The organism is Pseudomonas sp. H3_D04 (assembly GCF_054669175.1).
The window spans coordinates 2,212,197-2,230,928 of the sequence record NZ_CP162801.1 but is presented as its reverse complement, the minus strand read 5'-3'; the positions used below and the strand labels follow the sequence as shown (position 1 = coordinate 2,230,928).

Below are 18,732 nucleotides of genomic sequence, written 5' to 3'. Positions count from 1 at the left end.
TCCTATCGGCGGATCGCCAGACGCTGCTCGAGGTAACGCAGCATCATGGCAATGAGGTAACAGGCCGCAACATAGAGCGCTGTGGTCACCAGCCAGGTTTCGATCACCCGGTAGCTCTCGACATTGATCTTGCGCGCGTAGTAAGTCAGCTCCGGCACCGCAATCGCGGCGGCCAGCGAGGTGTCCTTGAACAGCGAAATGAAGTTGTTCGACAAGGCCGGCAACACATTGCGCAGCATCACCGGCACGGTGACGTAGGCCTTGACCTGCCACTCGCCCAACCCGATCGCCAGGCCCGCTTCACGCTGCCCCTTGGGAATGCTCAACAAGCCACCACGGAACACTTCAGTCAGGTACGCCCCGGCGTACAGCGACAGGGTGATGATGAAGGACGGGATCTTGTCCAGCCGGATCCCCAGGCTCGGCAAAGCGAAGTAGATCAACAGAATCAACACCAGAATCGGCGTATTACGGATCACCGTCACATACACCGACGCCAGCACCCGCAATGCACGGTGCTTTGACAGCAAAGCAAACGCCATCATCAGGCCGATCACGCAACCGATGGCGATCGACACCAGCGCCAGCTCAAGGCCCAGACCGAGCCCCGCCAGCAAGGTGTCGAAATCGCGCCACACGGCGGCAAAGTTCAACTGATAGTTCATGGTCAGCAGTACCTTGAACGGGGCGCGTCATCGGCGCCCCGCTCTCACGGGATCATTTGAATTCGACAGGGAAACCGATGGCCGGGGTCGGCAGATCTACACCGAACCACTGTTTGAAGGACGCCGCGTAAGTCGGGAACTCAACGCCGGTCATGGCTTCATGCAAGGTGGTGTTGACGAAGTTCAGCCAGTCCTGATCGCCGCGCTTGACCGCGCAGGCGTAGGTCTGCGGGCTCCAAGCGTAGGCCGGGCTGCGATAGCGGCCAGGGTTCTGCACCATCAGGTATTTCACCGACGATTGATCGGTGGCGGCGGCGTCGGCACGGCCGGAGTTCACGGCCTGATACATCAGATCAACACTGTCGTACTGATCGACCTTGGCCTTGGGCAAGGCTTGATGCACCAGCTCTTCGGCGTACACGTTCTGCAGCACCGCCACGGTCACGCTGTCGTTGGCGGCCTTGAGGTCTTCGATTTCCTTGTACTTGCTGTTGGCCGGCAGCAGCAGTCCGACACCTTCGCGGTAGTACGGCAGGGTGAACGCCACTTGCTGGGCACGGCTGGCGGTCACGGTGATGAACTGGCAACTGATGTCGACCTTGTCCGTCAGCAGGTTGGGAATCCGCGCATCGGACGACTGCACCACGAATTCAACCTTGGTCGGGTCATTGAACAACCCCTTGGCAATCATTTTCCCGATATCAATATCAAACCCCTGCAACTTGCCATCCGCTCCCTGGAAGTGCCACGGCGCATTGGTACTGCCCGTGCCCACGATCAGTTTCCCGCGGGCCAGCACGCTATCGAGCTTGCTGTCCGCCGCCTGGGCCACGCCCATGGCAGCAGCCGAAGCAGCGACAAGAAAAATACACGCTTTAAATAAGGAAGGTCGGCGTTGCATGGCAAGCACTCCAGGGTGATGTTTATTCCGCTATACCGGACATAGGTGTGTAACAACGGAATAGACAGCAGAAAGTGTGCCACAGGTTGTGAGGGGAATGTCGGGGAGATTGGAAAGTGTTGTGAATCAAATGGATGGGTGAACGTTAAAAATGCACGTTACGAAACGCACAGGGGAACGAGCGCTACCGTTGGCTACACGGTTCGGGTACTTGCACCACATTCGTCTTGAGGCGGTTCAAATTGGGGCAGCGTGTTACCTGTAATTTCTGACAGTAGACCCACCCGTCTCCGCTCCTTTACCGTCGGCAGACACTCAATGCACAGTGAAAAAAGGAGTTCACCATGCGCTCGGCTGCCCACAACACGCTGGCCCCGACTTACCGTAAAGCCCTGAAAACCTGGCGTCCGGTGATCTTGTACTTCGGCAGCCAGCACTGTCCGGCCTGCGAAATGGCCGGGCCGGTCTTTCGTGGGATCGCCGAGACTTATCGGCACCAAGCGCACATCTACATGCTGAACACGGTTGACTCGCCTCGACACCCGAACGTTACCGGTACGCCGACTGTGCTGTTTTATAAGGACGGGAAACTGCTGCAGAAGCTCAAGGGGATCGGCACTGAGGAAGCGTTGAGGGCGGATTTCGCCAGGCACATTGGCAGGGTGAAACCGGCGAGGGAGAAGCGTAAGCCGACGCACGATCTGACATGGTTGCGACGGACCTTGCGCCGGCTGTGCACGGTGCCTCGTGCCACTGAGCGGTTGAATCGTCGGGTTTGCTGTTAGGTTGGGGCATTGGTGGCGTTGGGTAGATTGCTTTCGCGAGCAGGCTCGCTCCTACATTGGATCTTCAGTGTTCACAAGATCCCTGCTCGCGAAAGCTTTTGGCCTTAGCGATTTTTGACCTGCTCGATGTACCTGGACACCGCCGCCGATTTCTCGAACCGTCGATGAATCAACGACAACCACGACGTCGCCTCGCAGCCCTTGATCGTGCGGTACAACACACCGGGCAACCCGACATGCCCGACCACCGACGCCGGCACAACTGTCACGCCCTGCCCCAGCGAAACCAGCGCGATCACCGCCACCAGCCCGCCCGGCTGCGCGCCCAGTTTCGGTGCAAACCTGCCCTCGGCGGCGACTTGCAAAGTGCCGCTGATTTGTTCCGGCAGGATGAACGTCTCGTTTTGCAGATGCTCCGGAGCAATCTCTGGCAGTCGGCACAACCAGGACTCGGAGGACAGCGCCAGCACAAAGCCTTCTGAGTCCAGACGAATAGCCTCCAGTCCGTCGGGCAGGGTCATCGGTGAGCGGACATAGCCCACATCAAATCGCCCCTCGACCACCATGGCTGGCAATGACGCCATAGGGCTTTCCCGAACATTCAAGCTGACGTCCGGGCATTCACGACCAAAAGCCTGCACCTGTTTTTGCAGCACCCCCGAGTACACCGCCGACGCCACGTAACCGAGTTCGATATGGCCAATATCCCCGCGTCCGGCCCGCTGGGCATTGTGCTGGGCGTACTCGAATTGCCGCACCGTCGCCTCGGCTTCGATCATTAACGCCGCGCCGGCCTCGGTCAGGCTGACTTCACGTGTCTGGCGCACGAACAGTCGCGTGCCGAGTTCGTTCTCCATGTCCTGGATCTGCCGGGTCAAGGTCGGCGGCGCGATACCGAGTTGTTCGGCGGCGCGGGTAAAGTTGCCTTGCCGGGCAACGGCCAGAAAGTAGCGGAAATGCCGTATGTCCATGGGTGCATTAGCTCAAAGGTAATGAAGTCCCGGTGCCGGGCTAACAGAGCCGACAATCGACCGCGATAAGCTCAATGGCAATCACAGTAGAGAGCCAACGCCATGTACGTCAAACACCTTTGCGCCGCCACGATCAACGACCTTGCCCAAAAGGCAATCACGTCATGACCCGGGTCAGTCCGCGCCTGACGCTGCTGACGGCCTCCGGCGTGTGCTCGCTGATCGTGCTCGACACCAACATCGTCGCCGTCACTCTGCCGACCATCGCACGGGACCTGGGCGCGAACTTTGCCGACATTGAATGGGTGGTCAGCGCCTACATGCTGGCGTTCGCAGCGTTGTTGCTGCCCGCCGGGAGCATCGCCGACCGCTTTGGCCGGCAGAAAATCCTGCTCTGGGGCCTGGGGATTTTCATCCTTGCCTCCATCGGTTGCGGCGCGGCGCCCACGGCGTTGTTCCTTGACATTGCGCGGGCGGTCAAGGGTGTCGGCGCGGCACTGTTGCTGACCTCGGCCCTGGCCTCCATCGGCCACACCTTTCACGATGAAGTCGAACGGGCCAAGGCCTGGGCGTTCTGGGGCGCGTGCATGGGCGTGGCGATGACCGCCGCGCCGACGGTCGGCGGGCTGATCACCGAATATGTTGGCTGGCGCTGGATCTTCTACCTCAACCTGCCGGTGGGCGCGTTCTTGATGTTCATGGTATGGCGCGCCGTGCCGGAATCCAGGGACCCCCAATCGGCGCGACTCGATCCCTGGGGCAGCCTGGCGTTCAGTGCGAGTTTGCTGTGCCTGATCTGGGGCTTGATCGAAGCCAACCGAATCGGTTGGAGCAACCCGCTCACCTACGCCCGGATCATCGGGGGCGCGCTGCTATTGGGGCTGTTTGTGCTGATTGAGCGGATGCAACAACGGCCGATGGTCGACCTGAAATTGTTCAGGCATCCGCGTTTCATCGGCGCCCTCCTTGGCATGTTTGCCTACGCCGGTTGCGCTCAGGTGATGATGACGTTGCTGCCGTTCTACCTGCAAAACGGCCTGGGCTTCTCGGCCATCGCGTCGGGGCTGGGGATGTTGCCGTTTGCCGTGACCATGTTGATTTGCCCGCGCATCGGCGCTCGGCTGGCCAATCGACTTGCCCCAGCCACGCTGATGGCGGCGGGTTTGACCCTGGTCGGCAGCGGCAACCTGCTCAGCGCCTGGGCCGTCAGCAGCGGCGGCTACCTGCCCTTCGCACTGGCCATCGCCGTGACGGGCGCCGGTGCCGGCCTGCTCAATGGCGACACGCAAAAGAACATCATGGCCTGCGTCCCTCGCGAGCGCACCGGCATGGCCTCAGGCATGAGCACCACCATGCGTTTCAGCGCGATCGTGCTGGCCATCGGTGTCTTTGGCGCGCTGCTGTCCAGCCACACCGAATTGCTGTTGCGCACCAGCCTGTCGACACAGGGTCCGCAATGGCTCGGCCAGACCCAGGGCATTGCCTCACGGGTGGTCGCCGGAGACATGACGGCGGCGATGAACCTGCTGCCGGATACCGCGCGTGCGTTGGTCGAGCCACTGGCGCGTCAGGCCTTCGTCGGCGGCTTCAGCCTGCTGCTTCTGGTCGCTGGTTTGCTGGCCCTGCTGGGGGCACTGGTGGTCGGCACGCTGATGCGCAATCCGCTCCCTGCGCCGAAAAGTTTTTCCCTGAGCCTGGAATAAACCCCAACGGGGCTCGTCGTACTGCCACTGAAATCGTTCAGTAGTCACTACGAGAGCCCCATCATGAAACGCATTCTGTCCGCCCTGTTTCTCATCAGCCTGAGCGGTGTTGCAGCGGCCGCCTCCGTCGACAACTCCAGCACGCCGAAAGTCGAGGACTACAAGTACTCGACGCCGCTCCATATCGCCAAAGTGCTTAACATGACCCGCGACGATGGTTGCGGCCCCCTGCCGCGGGAGATGACTTACATTGATACCGCGGGCACCACCCATGTCCTGCGCTACCAGGCCTTTGGCGATAACTGCCTCGGTCAAAATTAATGCTGGATCAACGCCAGCACTCGCTCGGCATTCTCACCGCACGCCATTCCTTCGGGCCGCGTCTGGATGTTCTCGATCAACCCCAGCAACTGCGCCTTGTTTTGCGCCAGGTGCAGTTGCATCGCTTCGATCTGTTCGACTTTGCGCCCCAGGCTCGCCACCAGTGCATCGTCGTCGAACTCGCCTGTTACGGTGTCCGGCAACAATAACTTGAGCTCGTCGAGGCTGAACCCGGCCTGCTGTGCGCACTGAATAATCTTCAGGGTTTGCAGAACTTGCGGCGGGTAACGCCGATAGCCGTTGGCCATGCGCTCCACTTGCCGGATCAGGCCTTGAGCCTCGTAGAACCGAATGCGCGACGCGTTCAACCCGCTCAATTGCGCCAATTCACCAATCTTCATCTCGGCCTCATTTGCCTGCTTGACATTAAAGTTAACTTTAAGCTTAGCCTCTTCGCATTACTGATGAGGAGTCAAGCATGTCACCCTTTCAAACGCTGAAGTTACCCAACGGCCAGACCCTCGACAATCGCATCGCCAAAGCTGCGATGGATGAGAACCTTGCCGATACCGGACAAGCGCCGTCGACTGCGCTGCTCAAGTTGTATCAGGCTTGGGCCGAAGGTGAAACGGGCCTGTTGCTGACCGGCAACGTGATGATCGATCGCCGCGCCATGACCAGCCCTGCAGGTGTCGTGCTGGAAGACGAGCGCCATCTTGAGCTGTTCCGTCAGTGGGCCACCATTGGCCGCTCCGGTGGCGCGCATGTGTGGATGCAGCTCAACCATCCCGGGCGCCAGATCATGGCCAACCTCGGTCAGCAAGCCTGGGCACCCTCCGCCGTGGCGCTGGACCTGGGTTCTTTTTCCAAGATGTTTGCCGAACCCAAACCGATGTCGGAAAGCGATATCGCCGAGGTTATCCAACGCTTCGCCACCAGTGCCGCCCTTGCAGAGAAAGCCGGTTTCACCGGCGTGCAGATTCACGCGGCACACGGCTACCTGATCAGCCAGTTTCTGTCGCCCTTGACCAACCGTCGGACTGACCAGTGGGGTGGCTCGCTGGAGAATCGCGCCCGGCTGTTGCTGGCCGTGGTCAGCGCCGTTCGCCAAGCGGTGTCGCCTCAGTTTTGCGTCTCGGTAAAGCTCAACTCGGCAGACTTCCAGCGCGGCGGTTTCGACGCTGACGACGCCCGCCAAGTGATCCAGTGGCTCAACGACCAACCACTGGATTTGCTCGAACTCTCCGGGGGCAGCTACGAAGCACCAGCCATGCAAGGCGACGCCCGCGACGGCAGGACCCTGGCCCGGGAGGCGTACTTTCTGGAAATGGCCGGCGAACTGGCCAGCGTTGCGAGCATGCCGGTGATGGTAACGGGTGGGATTCGACGTCTGGCCATCGTCGAACAGGTGCTCGACAGCGGCATCGCCATGGCCGGTATCGGCACGGCGCTCGCCATTGAACCGCAGCTGGTGAAACGCTGGCGCGAAGGCCAGGACAGCCACCCGCAATTGCCGCCGATCCTCTGGAAACGTAAACCGCTGGCCGCCCTGGCGAACATGGCCGTAGTGAAGTTCCAGCTCAATCGCCTGAGCCGCGGACGCAAGACCCGGCCACAGGTTTCAGCACTATGGGCGTTGATCGTTGATCAGCTGTATCTCGCCCGGCGCACGCGTCAGTACCGGCAGGCGATGGGCAAGTAACCTCAAATCGGGGTGAGTCATGGTTGCCGCAGCGTTGTCCTCTTTTAACCCTGAGGACCATTCATTAACCACTGGAGCACCCCATGGCGAAAATCACCCTTGCCCAGCAACTGGCGACCACCCTCGAACAAGCAGGTGTGAAACGCATCTGGGGCCTGACGGGTATGGAGCAACCCACTGTAGGAGCGAGGCTTGCCCGCGAAGAACGATGACGCGGTGTGTCAGGTCTGACGCCTTCGCGAGCAAGCTTCGCTCCTACAAAGATCGACGTACACCCCGATTCGACAGCCTCAATGGCCTGACCGAAGCCCTGCGCACCATGGACAGCATCGAGTGGATGCACGTGCGCCACGAGGAAGTCGCCGCGTTCGCCGCCGGCGCCGATGCGGCGGTTACCGGGGAACTGGCGGTCTGCGCCGGGAGTTGCGGGCCGGGCAATCTGCACTTGATCAACGGGCTCTTCGATTGCCATAAAAACCATGTGCCGGTGTTGGCCATCGCGGCGCAGATTCCCTCTTCGGAAGTAGGCCTGAATTACTTTCAGGAAACCCACCCGCAGGAACTGTTCAAGGAATGCAGCCACTTCGTCGAGCTGGTGAGCAGCCCGGCGCAGATGCCCCAGGTGCTGCATCGGGCGATGCGCAGTGCCATCCTCAATCGCGGTGTCGCAGTGGTGGTGATTCCCGGCGACGTCGCGCTGCAGGAGGTCGAAGACAACCTCAAACCCTGGCCGGCGCTGTCCAAACCTCGCACCCTGCCCGCGCCTCACGACCTGGATCGGCTGGTCGAATTGCTGAGTGAAAGCAACGCCGTGACGCTGATGTGCGGCGCCGGGTGCGCGGGTGCCCACGATCAGGTGGTGGCATTGGCCGACGCCCTCGGCGCGCCGGTAGTGCATGCGTTGCGCGGCAAGGAGCACGTGGAGTGGGACAATCCGTTCGACGTCGGCATGACCGGGTTGATCGGCTTCAGCTCCGGTTATCACGCGATGCTCAACTGCGACACGCTGGTGATGCTCGGGACTGACTTTCCCTATCGCCAGTTCTACCCAACCGACGCCACCATCATTCAGATCGACCACGACCCGCAAGCCCTCGGACGGCGGACCACGCTGGATCTGGGCATCGCCGCCGATGTTGGCGAAACCCTCGCCGCGTTGCTGCCGCGCCTGCCTTATCGTGGCGACCGGAGCTTTCTCGAATCATCCCTCAAGCACTACCAGAAGGCCCGTCAGGGGCTGGATGACCTGGCTCAACCGTCGGCGCCGGGTCGGCCGATTCATCCGCAATACCTCACTCGCCTGCTCAGTGAGCTGGCCGATGACGATGCGATCTTCACTGCCGACGTGGGCACGCCGACCGTCTGGGCCGCACGTTATCTGAAAATGAACGGCAAGCGCCGATTGCTGGGCTCGTTCAACCACGGTTCCATGGCGAACGCGATGCCCCAGGCCATTGGCGCGCAAGCGTCATTTCCCGGGCGGCAGGTAATTTCGCTGTCTGGCGATGGCGGCTTCAGCATGTTGATGGGGGACTTCATTTCGCTGGCGCAACTCAAGCTGCCGGTGAAAATCATCGTCTACGACAATGCCTCGCTCGGGTTCGTGGCCATGGAAATGAAATCCAGCGGGCTGCTGGACACCGGTACGGACCTGCACAATCCGGACTTCGCGGCGATGGCCAATGCCATGGGAATCCTGGGGATTCGTGTCGAGGAATCCGAAGCGCTGGAACCGGCCTTGCGCCGCGCGCTGGCGCATGACGGGCCCGTGCTGGTGGACGTGGTGACGGCGACCCAGGAACTGGCGATGCCCCCGACGATCAAGCTGGAACAGGCCAAAGGGTTCAGTTTGTACATGCTCAAAGCGGTGATGAGCGGGCGTGGCGATGAGGTGATTGAGTTGGCGCGTACTAATCTGTTCCGCTGACGCGCCTGGACCGCATCGCCCCCATCGCGAGCAGGCTCGCTCCCACATTGGATCTCGGTTGTTCACAAATCCTGTGGGAGCGAGCCTGCTCGCGATGGGGCCCCGTGAGGCTAACGATTACTGCCCGGAAAAACGCAATCGCGACAACTGTCGCAAATTCCCCTCGACATAATAATCATCCGTCCAACTGTCATCCGCCGCCAACGGCCGGACCTGCTTTAGCGCCAGTTTTTTCGCGTAATAGCGAAACCGGTAATGCTCATAAAACCGCAGCAACTCCAGACCATAACGGTCCGCCAGGTCGGTATCGCCGCGGATGATCAGGTAGTTCTCGTCATTGCTGTTGCTAGCAGCCGCACTGAGGTTATGACTGCCGCTGATGATCGTTGGCGTATCGCTGGTGAAATCCGTGACGATCGCTTTGGTGTGCACCAGCAGGTTGCCCTTCTGTCCTTCCTTGCTTTCCAGGAGCCAGCCTTCAAGGCCGGTATTGAGCAACGCAACCGTGGTGAATTCGGCGCTGCGGTCGGCGTGAAAACCGGTGATCTTGCTCACGGAGTTCTGCAGGCCGTAGCGCAGAATGTCGTCGTGGGGCTTACCGAGCAACGCGTTGAGGATGGAGTCGGGCAAGGTAAAGGCAGTGACGAACAGCAGGTCTTTCTTCGCCGCATTGATGATGTCGACGAACTCATGCAAGTCGCCCTGACCCGAGCGCGGGGAGAATCCGGCGAACAACGGTTGGCTCGGGTCCATCGGGTTGTGTTCGGTAATCCACTGCCGCGCGGCACCGACATTCGCCGGTGTGCCCCAGACCTGCTCGAACGTTTGCAGATAACGGGCGCCGACCCGAGCATCGTCCAGCACATGCACCACGTTGGCCTGACGGTAAATGCCGTTGGGCGTGAAGTTGGTGCTGCCGCAGAGCACGGCTTCAGGCTGACGCAGACCCGCGGCATCGAACCGGCTCAGGACGATGAACTTGTTATGGAAAATACTGTGGGTGACGCGTCCGCGCTTGTTTGCCGCCGGGATCTTTTCCAGGCTGGCCTCGTTAAAGGCGGTGGTGTCTTCGCCCGGTTGCGCGTGATACAGAACGCGAACGTGCACCCCGCGCTCCAGCGCCGCGTTCACCGCCTCGACAATCACCGGTAACTGGTATTCATAGATGGCGACATCCAGTGCCCACTCGCTGCCGACGGCACGCTCGATAAACCCCAGCAAACGCCCGAGCAGACCGTTTTCCAGCCATCGGCGCGGGGCATCGGGCCAGGATTCCAGGGGCAATCTTTCCTTGCCGCCAAGGAGCGCGTCGAGCTCTGGAAACTTGCGCTGGAACGCCTGGCTGGCGGCCACGGCGCGGTTGAAATTGACACTCTGGTTGCCGGGATGGCCGTCGTCGGAAGTGACCGTCACCTCCAGGGATTCGCCCAGTTGCGGCGCATCGGCGCTGCCGTAAGCCAGATAGACCCGGTATTGGATCGTCAGCCCCGGATTGACCGCGTAATCGGCCCAGCGAAATTTCTGCAAAGGCGCGATATTGCTGGGGGTGGCGTGGTATTGAGGGAAGGTATGGGTCTTGCCCGGGAACGTCAGGCTGTTGAATAGAAACTGCCAGGGTTTGCTGCCCTGCTGCTTTTCGATGGCGAAACCCAGCAGGCCTTTGCGGCGGGGTTCGGCCACATCCATGGCCAACAGCACGCCATTGGTGCCGGCATAGGCTTTGACGCGGAAATCGTTCTGATGGTTAACGGCAAGTGCGCGCATGATTCACTCCTTTGATCGAATGCACTCAGAGCATAGGGGAGCGATGCGGATTCACCATGAATTCCGGAACCGGGGTGATGCCATCGGGTGCAGGCTCGCTCGCACAAGGGATCTGCGGCGTAAACAAATCCTGCTCGCGATGGGGCCTTTGCAGACAACACAGTCCTCAGCCTGAAACCAGCTCATCAATGTGGCGATAATCCGCTTGCAACTCTGCCGCCATCTGTCTGGCCCGACCTAACCGAATCGGCCCGCGCTCGATATCAATCAATAACCCCGGGCAGTCCAGCACCGGCAACCCCGGCCAGTCCTTCAATCGCCCATCGGTCACCAGCAGCAGCCTTTGCTGTTCCGCCGGAAAGCGTTTTTTCCGTGCCGCCAGCCAACGCCCCGCTTCACCCAGCGCCGCCAACAACGGCGTGCCGCCGCCCGCGCCCAGGCCATCGAGCCAGGCACGCAACCCCGCCGACGCTTTCAAGCCTTGCACCTGCCACTTCGGCGCCTGACCGCTGGCAGTCAACAAGGCCAGGCGCGCGCGTTGGCGGTACGCATCGTCGAACACTTGCGCAAGTAAACCCTTGGCATCGCTCAACGCCTGATGACGGCGTGTCGAGGCCGATGCGTCGACGATCACCAGCCACAGTTCATGGGAGGAACGTGTGCGCAGGTGGAACAGCACATCTTTGCGTTGACGCGGCCGACCATTGAGCAAAGTGCCGGGCCAGTTGATCGAGCCACTGCGCGCAGCGTGACGCTTGCCCTGTTTACCGTTATCCAGTCGGCCTGCGCGGGGTCTGGCATTCGCCCCCGCGTCAGATCGAGGGCGAATGCCTAGGGCTTTTTTGGCCAGCTCGGCACTTCACGTCGGGCGCCGACCGGCAGGGCCTGAGCGGGCATTTCGCCCCATTGGCCCTGGCCTTCGCTCGGGCTGGAAGATTGCGCCGAGGGCGACTGATTGTGGGGCGGCGCTGGTGGCGATTGCTCGCGACGACGATGACGCAGAGCAAACTCGGCGACGGCGTCGATGTCTTCCTCGGCGATGGCGCCCGCCCCTCGCCATGCGGCGTGGGCACGGGCCGCGCGCAACCAGACCAGATCGGCGCGCAGGCCATCGACACCGGCGGCAAAACAGCGCTCGGTAATCTGCGCTAGTGCGGCATCATCCAGGGGGATGCTCGCCAATGCGCCGCGCGCCTTCTGGCAACGTTCACGCAGGGACTGCTGCTGGCTTTCCCACTCGACGCAGAAACCCTTGGGATCGGTGTCGAAATCCAGACGCCGGCGAATAATCTGGCCACGCTCGACCGGTGCGGTGTGACCATGGAGGGCGACGTTCAGGCCAAAACGGTCGAGCAGTTGCGGACGCAGCTCGCCCTCTTCCGGGTTCATGGTGCCGATCAGGACGAACTTCGCCGAATGCCGATGGGATATACCGTCGCGCTCGATCAAGTTGGTGCCGCTGGCGGCCACGTCGAGCAACAGGTCAACGAGGTGATCGGGCAGCAGATTGACTTCATCGACGTACAGCACACCGCCGTCGGCCTTGGCCAGTACGCCGGGGGAAAATTGCGCGCGGCCTTCGCTCAGGGCGGCGTCGAGATCGAGGGTGCCGACCAGCCGTTCTTCGGTGGCACCGAGGGGCAAGGTGACGAATTGACCGCTAGCGAGCAAGTCCGCCAGGCCTCGGGCGAGGGTCGACTTGGCCATGCCGCGCGGGCCTTCGATCAGCACGCCGCCGATTTTCGGGTCGATGGCGGTCAGGTAGAGGGCGAGCTTCAGATCGTCGGCGCCGACCACGGCGGAGAGCGGGAAATGCGGGGTGTCGGTCATCTTCAATACTCGGTCATGGTCTGTAGCAGGCACACTTTGTACCTGTAGGAGCGAGGCTTGCCCGCGAAGGCGTCTATTCAGTCGATATCACTATTGAATGTGAAGGCCTCATCGCGGGCAAGCCTCGCTCCTACGGGGTTTGCGGTGTATCAGCCGTCTTCTTCTATGTCCAGCAACAGGTTTTCCAGCGCCTCGCGATACGCGCCCGGTTCCTGCCACATTCCCCGCTGCTGCGCTTCGAGCATGCGCTCGGTCATGTCGCGCAGCGCATGCGGATTATGCTCACGCACAAAATCCCGGGTTGCCGGATCGAGCAAATACGCATCCGCCAGCAACGCATATTGATGATCGTCGATCAACCGGGTCGTGGCGTCGAACGCGAACAGGTTATCGACCGTCGCCGCCAATTCGAATGCGCCTTTATAGCCGTGACGCTTCACGCCGTCGATCCACTTCGGATTCGCCGCCCGGGAGCGGATCACCCGGTTCAACTCTTCCTTTAAGGTGCGGATCTTCGGCAAGTCCGGCTGACTGTGATCACCGTGGTAACTGGCCGCCGCTTCGCCGCTGAGGCTTTCCACGGCAGCGAGCATGCCGCCCTGGAATTGGTAATAGTCGTTGGAATCGAGCAGGTCATGCTCGCGATTGTCCTGGTTTTGCAGCACCGCCTGCACCTGACTCAGACGCTGGGCGAATTGTTCGCGGGCGGCGGTGCCTTCATCGGACCCGCCGTAAGCGTAGCCGCCCCAGTTCAGGTAAACCTCGGCCAGATCTTCGCGGCTTTGCCACAGACGACCGTCGATGGCGCCCTGCACGCCTGCGCCATAAGCACCGGGCTTGGCCCCGAAGATGCGCCAACCGGCCTGACGCTTGGCCGCGTCTTCATCAAGGCCCGATTGCATCAGTGCTTCACGTTCGGCGCGCACTTTGGCGGCCAACGGGTTGAGATCGTCCGGCTCGTCCAGCGCGGCGACCGCTTGCACGGCAGCGTCGAACAGGCGGATCAGATTGGCGAAGGCATCACGAAAGAATCCGGACACGCGCAAGGTCACGTCCACGCGAGGACGGTCGAGCAAGCTCAGTGGCAGGATTTCAAAGTCGTCGACCCGCTGACTGCCGGTGGCCCAGACCGGGCGCACGCCCATCAGCGCCATGGCCTGGGCGATGTCATCGCCGCCGGTGCGCATGGTCGCGGTGCCCCAGACGGACAGGCCGAGCTGACGCAGGTGATCGCCGTGGTCTTGCAGATGCCGTTCGAGAATCAGGTTGGCCGACTGGAAACCGATGCGCCACGCTGTGGTGGTTGGCAGGTTGCGCACGTCCACCGAGTAGAAATTGCGCCCGGTCGGCAGCACGTCCAGACGACCGCGACTCGGCGCGCCACTGGGGCCGGCCGGGACGAAACGACCGCTCAGGGCATCGAGCAGGCCGCGCATTTCAGCCGGCCCGCAGGCGTCCAGGCGCGGGGCGACGACTTCGCGCAGGCTGTCGAGGATGGCGCGGACGTCGGACCAACCCGCTTCCTGTGGTAACAGGCCTTTGTGGCGAGGGAGTTTGTCGGAATGCCGCATCATCGCGCTGGATTGCGCAGCAGTCCCATTTTCTGGGTCCGCTTCGCGAACCAACGGGAGCAAGCTCCCTCGCCACAGAGGCTCGTTCCCATGAGGTTCGGCGTTGGTATTCAGAGTTTGCGCAATGAGTTGAGCAGCGAACAGTTCGAGGCGTTCGCGGGTATCCCCGGCGGTGCGCCAGGCCTCCTCATTAAGCGATTGCAGTTCCACAGGACGCGGCCCGGTCCATGGCTCGGCCAACGCACAATCCAGCGGATCAAACCCCAGTTCAAACGCCTTGGCCAACGCCCGCAGCAGGCTTGATTGCGCCCCACGACCGTCGCCACGGGGGATGCGCAACAGCGCCAACAACGTATCGATGCGCAAGCGCCCGGTCGGCGACTCGCCAAAGATGTGCAGGCCATCGCGGATCTGCGACTCTTTCAAGTCGCACAAGTACGTGTCCAGCCGTGGCAACCAGATCGCCGCATCGGCGTCGCTGTTGAGCTTTTCGTCCAGTTGCAGTTCACGGTCGATGTGCGTGTCGCGCACCAGTTGCAGGATGTCGCGCTGCAACTCTCGGGCGCGGCGCGGATCGAGCAATTGCGCTTCGTAATACTCGTCGGCCAGCAGTTCGAGGTTGCGCAGCGGGCCGTAGGTTTCGGCGCGGGTCAGCGGCGGCATCAGGTGGTCGATGATCACCGCTTGAGTGCGACGCTTGGCCTGGGCGCCCTCGCCCGGGTCGTTGACGATGAATGGATAAATGTTCGGCAGTGGCCCGAGCAGCGCATCCGGCCAGCAGTTTTCCGACAGCCCGACGCCTTTGCCCGGCAGCCATTCGAGGTTGCCGTGCTTGCCGACGTGGATCACGCCGTGGGCGCCATAGGTATGGCGCAGCCAGAAGTAGAACGCCAGGTAGCCGTGGGGCGGTACCAGGTCCGGATCGTGATACACCGCACTCGGATCAACCTGATAACCCCGCGCCGGTTGAATGCCGACGAAGGTCAGGCCAAAGCGCAGCCCGGCGACCATCATGCGGCCGTCACGGCACATCGGATCGCTTTCGGGCGTGCCCCAGCGCTCCAGCACCGCTTGCTGATTGGCTTTGGGCAATTGGTTGAACATCAGCCGATAGTCGTCCATCGCCAAACTTTGCGCGCAGGGACGCTGATCAAGGGTGTCGAGGTCGTTGCTGACGCCGCCAAGCAACTGTTGAATCAACGCAGTGCCGCTGTCCGGCAACCCGGCAGGCAGCGGATAGCCTTCGGTGTGCAGCGCCCGCAGGATGTTGAGCGCGGCGGCCGGGGTGTCGAGGCCGACACCGTTGCCGATGCGCCCGTCACGGGTCGGGTAGTTGGCGAGGATCAGCGCGATGCGTTTTTCGCTGTTCGGTACCCGGGCCAGATCGATCCAGCGCCGCGCCAGTTCGGCGACGAAATCCATGCGCTCCGGTTGCGCCCGATAGCACACCACGTCCGACTGACTGCGCTCGCTGCGCCACGCCAGGTCCTTGAAGCTGATCGGCCGGCTGATGATCCGCCCGTCCAGTTCCGGCAACGCGATGTGCATCGCCAGATCACGGGGGCCGAGGCCCTGTTCACTGGCGAGCCAACCCGGCTCGTTGTCCTGGGCGCAGATCGCCTGGATCACCGGAATGTTGCGTCGAAACGGCCGCAGATGCGGCGCTTCGGGGCTGGATTGAGCGAAACCGGTGGTGTTCAAGATCACCCCCGCCTCGACGTCGTCCAGCAGGTCCTCGACCACCGTCAGGCAGCCGGGTTCTTTCAGACTGGCCACAGCAATCGGCAACGGATTCAAACCCGCCGCCTGCAAACGCTGGCAGAAAACATCGATGAACGCGGTGTTCGCCGCCTGTAAATGCGAGCGATAGAACAGCACCGCCGCCACCGGTTGACCGGCCTGCCAATCGGCTTGCCAATCGTGAAGGTCGGCGGGGCTCTTTTGCGGGTGGTATATCGCCGTGCGCGGCAGGGTTTGCGGCTCGGCCCAGGCGTAATCGCGATCCAGCCAGCGATTGGCCAGGCAGCGGAAAAAATCCAGGGCATTGGCCATGCCGCCCTGACGCAAAAACTGCCAGAGCCGGTCGCGGTCGGCGGCGGCTACGGTGCTCAGGTCGCTGAGTTCCGGGTCCGGGCGGTCATCGCCGGGCACCAGAATCAGCTGAACACCGCGCTGGGACAGCTCCACCAGACGCTCGACCCCGTAACGCCAATAGGCGATGCCGCCGTGCAACGAAATCAGAATGACCTTGGCGTGGCGCAACACTTCGTCGACATACAGGTCGACCGACGCGTGATTCTGCACCTGCATCGGGTTGGCCAGGCGCACGCTCGGGTAATCGTCAGGCAGTTGCTGCGCCGCTTCGGCGAGCAGCGCAAGGCTGGAATCGCCGCTGCACAGGATCACCAGCTCGGCGGGGGTTTGTCCAAGGTCGGCAATATTGTCATCCGACACGAAACCGCCGGGCTGGGTCCTGAGCAGGTGCATGGCTTAAACGCTGAGCGCGGCGCGCAATTGCGCTTCAAGCAGCGTGGCGTCCAGCTCCTGACCGATCAACACCAGACGCGTGTTGCGCGCTTCATCGATGCCCCACTGACGGTCGAAGTGCTTGTCGAAACGTGTGCCCACGCCCTGAATCAGCAAGCGCATCGGTTTGTTCGGAATCGCCGCGAAACCTTTGACCCGCAGGATGCCGTGCTGGACCACCAGTTGGGTCAACGCGTCCAGCAGCAGGCTTTCGTCGGCTTGGGGCAATTCGATGGAAATGGAGTCGAAGGCGTCGTGGTCGTGATCGTCTTCACCTTCGTGGTGGTGATCGTGATGGCTGTGACGGCTGTCGATGTGTTCTTCGGAACCGGCACCGAGACCGATCAGCACGTCCAGTGGCACGCGGCCGCTGCTGGCTTCGATGACTTTGACGGCCGGTGGCAGTTCTTCGGCGACTTCCAGGCGCACCCGGGCCAGATCTTCAGGGCTGATCAGGTCGGCCTTGTTGAGGATCACCAGGTCGGCGCTGGCCAGTTGGTCGGCGAACAGCTCGTGCAGCGGCGATTCGTGGTCCAGGTTCGGGTCGAGTTTGCGCTGGGCATCGACCCGATCCGGGAACGCGGCGAACGTGCCAGCGGCGACGGCCGGGCTGTCCACCACGGTGATGACCGCGTCAACGGTGCAAGCGCTGCGAATTTCCGGCCACTGGAAGGCTTGCACCAGCGGTTTTGGCAGGGCCAGGCCCGAGGTTTCGATGAGGATGTGGTCGAGATCGCCGCGACGGGCGACCAATTCGCGCATCACCGGGAAGAATTCTTCTTGAACGGTGCAGCACAGGCAACCGTTGGCCAATTCGTAGACGCGGCCGTTGGCCTCTTGTTCGGTGCAGCCGATGGTGCACTGCTTGAGGATTTCGCCATCGATGCCCAGCTCGCCGAACTCGTTGACGATCACCGCAATGCGGCGGCCCTGAGCGTTGTCGAGCATGTGCCGCAGCAAGGTGGTTTTGCCCGAGCCGAGGAAGCCGGTAACGATGGTGACGGGGAGTTTGGCCAGTGTTTTCATCGGATGCCCTTTGGCAAGGTGGCGGGCATACGGGACGACAATCGCTGCGACGGATGCGCGCGCGGAAGAGTTCGCCACCGGATCACCCCGCCCGGTTGTAGTGAGAATCTGTGTCGAGGCAGGTCTCCTGGCTGACGGTGTGCCGGTCGATGGACCTGGCATTCGCTGCGCCTTCCCGCGAACCCGTTGCACAGGGTTTGCAGTGGCGTGGCAGCGAACATCACCGTTCACAGTTGCGGGGGCAGCCGCGGCATCGACCGCGTTCCCTTCTTAGCTTCGGCAAATGCCGAAGAACCTCGAAAGCGCAAGGCTACGCATGGTGTGGGGGCGGGTCAATGTCTTGTGGCGCTCTCACCGGCGCCTTCGCGGGCACGCCTCGCTCCTGCGGGACAGCGGTGCGTTTACAGGAGCGAGGCGTGCCCGCGAAGAATTCACCTAGCTATCGAATGAGAACCCATGCCAATTGACGTCAAACCCCCGCCCATGCTCTCCTACACGCCTTGTTACGGGTGCCCTTCACAGGGTGAAACGGGAAACCGGTGAATCATGTGCTTTACTCCAAGCCATGTCAGTCCGGTGCTGCCCCCGCAACGGTAAGCGAGCGAAGCGTCAGATCCACTGTGCCAGCAGTTCGGCATGGGAAGGTGATGCTTGCAGGTTCAGGCGCAAGCCTTGACCCCTCGTGAGCCCGGAGACCGGCCCGCAACACAAAGTGACCTTTACGTCACTGAATAACAAACCCGCGGTGGGCGGGCGCTGTTTGAACCTCTGCGCGCCCGACTCGCAGGGGTCTTCCATGCGCTCTATTCACCCGCTGACAGACCAGAGGGATGCGCCATGTCGATCATCAGCAGCACCGACCACAGCACCGCCAGTACCACCACAACCCTGAGCCAACGCCTGACCGCCGCCGTGTGTGCGTCGATCCTTGGCGCGTGCCTTGTGTATTTCGCTGGGTTCTCGCACATCGAAGCGGTGCACAATGCCGCGCACGACACCCGTCACAGCTCTGCCTTCCCGTGCCATTGAGACCTGTCGAC

General features: G+C 61.9%; 15 protein-coding genes, 1 pseudogene and 2 riboswitches. Of the genes and pseudogenes, 7 read left to right on the top strand and 9 right to left on the bottom strand.

Annotation, left to right across the window (positions count from 1 at the left end; all coding sequences use genetic code 11):
• Positions 1–2: 2 nt before the first annotated feature.
• The gene (locus AB4N91_RS10475) at positions 3–665 is read right to left on the bottom strand and encodes an amino acid ABC transporter permease (protein WP_008015908.1); all 663 of its coding nucleotides are present in this window, start codon (positions 663–665) and stop codon (positions 3–5) included.
• 52 nt (positions 666–717) lie between these two features.
• Complete coding sequence (locus AB4N91_RS10470; RefSeq protein WP_010460890.1) at positions 718–1,566, bottom strand: transporter substrate-binding domain-containing protein; 849 nt, start codon at positions 1,564–1,566, stop codon at positions 718–720.
• A gap of 344 nt (positions 1,567–1,910) precedes the next feature.
• Here AB4N91_RS10470 and AB4N91_RS10465 point away from each other — a divergent pair, with 344 nt between their 5' ends.
• The gene (locus AB4N91_RS10465) at positions 1,911–2,351 is read left to right on the top strand and encodes a thioredoxin family protein (protein ID WP_460112399.1); all 441 of its coding nucleotides are present in this window, start codon (positions 1,911–1,913) and stop codon (positions 2,349–2,351) included.
• 104 nt (positions 2,352–2,455) lie between these two features.
• Here the strand turns inward: AB4N91_RS10465 and AB4N91_RS10460 are convergent, their stop codons facing one another.
• Entirely contained in the window at positions 2,456–3,322 is an 867-nt protein-coding gene (locus AB4N91_RS10460) for a LysR family transcriptional regulator (protein WP_460112398.1), read from the bottom strand.
• Between the two features lie 164 nt (positions 3,323–3,486).
• Between AB4N91_RS10460 and AB4N91_RS10455 the strand changes: the two genes are divergently transcribed.
• On the top strand, positions 3,487–5,025 hold the full coding sequence (locus tag AB4N91_RS10455; protein ID WP_460112397.1) for an MFS transporter: 1,539 nt from the start codon (positions 3,487–3,489) through the stop codon (positions 5,023–5,025).
• Positions 5,026–5,088: 63 nt separating this feature from the next.
• Positions 5,089–5,346 carry a DUF2790 domain-containing protein gene (locus tag AB4N91_RS10450; RefSeq protein WP_145310523.1) on the top strand — a complete coding sequence of 86 codons (258 nt, stop codon included), beginning with the start codon at positions 5,089–5,091 and terminating at the stop codon, positions 5,344–5,346.
• Here the strand turns inward: AB4N91_RS10450 and AB4N91_RS10445 are convergent.
• The gene (locus AB4N91_RS10445; protein ID WP_010460898.1) at positions 5,343–5,747 is read right to left on the bottom strand and encodes a MerR family transcriptional regulator; all 405 of its coding nucleotides are present in this window, start codon (positions 5,745–5,747) and stop codon (positions 5,343–5,345) included. The two genes, AB4N91_RS10450 and AB4N91_RS10445, sit on opposite strands and share 4 nt — an antisense overlap.
• Positions 5,748–5,824: 77 nt before the next feature.
• On the opposite strand from AB4N91_RS10445, the gene AB4N91_RS10440 reads away from it, so the two are divergent.
• From AB4N91_RS10440 to poxB, 3 genes and pseudogenes are all read left to right on the top strand, one after another.
• Positions 5,825–7,048: an NADH:flavin oxidoreductase/NADH oxidase family protein gene (locus tag AB4N91_RS10440; RefSeq protein WP_083376583.1), complete on the top strand. Its 1,224-nt coding sequence runs from the start codon at positions 5,825–5,827 to the stop codon at positions 7,046–7,048.
• An 83-nt stretch (positions 7,049–7,131) separates the two neighbouring features.
• Positions 7,132–7,260 carry a hypothetical protein gene (locus tag AB4N91_RS10435; protein WP_255311953.1) on the top strand — a complete coding sequence of 43 codons (129 nt, stop codon included), beginning with the start codon at positions 7,132–7,134 and terminating at the stop codon, positions 7,258–7,260.
• Positions 7,261–7,331: 71 nt separating this feature from the next.
• A pseudogene (gene poxB, locus AB4N91_RS10430) lies at positions 7,332–8,975 on the top strand (ubiquinone-dependent pyruvate dehydrogenase); the annotation flags it as partial.
• Between the two features lie 117 nt (positions 8,976–9,092).
• Here poxB and AB4N91_RS10425 read toward each other — a convergent pair.
• From AB4N91_RS10425 to cobW, 5 genes are all read right to left on the bottom strand, one after another.
• The gene (locus tag AB4N91_RS10425) at positions 9,093–10,739 is read right to left on the bottom strand and encodes a phospholipase D-like domain-containing protein (RefSeq protein WP_460112396.1); all 1,647 of its coding nucleotides are present in this window, start codon (positions 10,737–10,739) and stop codon (positions 9,093–9,095) included.
• Positions 10,740–10,905: 166 nt separating this feature from the next.
• Positions 10,906–11,517 (bottom strand): vWA domain-containing protein, encoded by a 612-nt coding sequence (locus tag AB4N91_RS10420; protein WP_083376582.1) that lies wholly within the window; start codon positions 11,515–11,517, stop codon positions 10,906–10,908.
• Between the two features lie 53 nt (positions 11,518–11,570).
• Entirely contained in the window at positions 11,571–12,569 is a 999-nt protein-coding gene (locus AB4N91_RS10415) for an ATP-binding protein (protein WP_460112395.1), read from the bottom strand.
• Between the two features lie 149 nt (positions 12,570–12,718).
• The gene (gene cobN / locus AB4N91_RS10410; RefSeq protein WP_010460905.1) at positions 12,719–16,627 is read right to left on the bottom strand and encodes a cobaltochelatase subunit CobN; all 3,909 of its coding nucleotides are present in this window, start codon (positions 16,625–16,627) and stop codon (positions 12,719–12,721) included.
• Between the two features lie 3 nt (positions 16,628–16,630).
• Positions 16,631–17,692, bottom strand: a complete 1,062-nt coding sequence (cobW, locus tag AB4N91_RS10405; RefSeq protein ID WP_460112394.1) for a cobalamin biosynthesis protein CobW — start codon at positions 17,690–17,692, stop codon at positions 16,631–16,633.
• Between the two features lie 100 nt (positions 17,693–17,792).
• Positions 17,793–18,006, bottom strand: a riboswitch (cobalamin riboswitch).
• A gap of 176 nt (positions 18,007–18,182) precedes the next feature.
• A riboswitch (cobalamin riboswitch) is annotated at positions 18,183–18,410 on the top strand.
• A 119-nt stretch (positions 18,411–18,529) separates the two neighbouring features.
• Here cobW and AB4N91_RS10400 point away from each other — a divergent pair.
• Positions 18,530–18,721, top strand: a complete 192-nt coding sequence (locus AB4N91_RS10400; RefSeq protein WP_010460909.1) for a CbtB domain-containing protein — start codon at positions 18,530–18,532, stop codon at positions 18,719–18,721.
• The last annotated feature ends 11 nt before the right edge of the window (positions 18,722–18,732 follow it).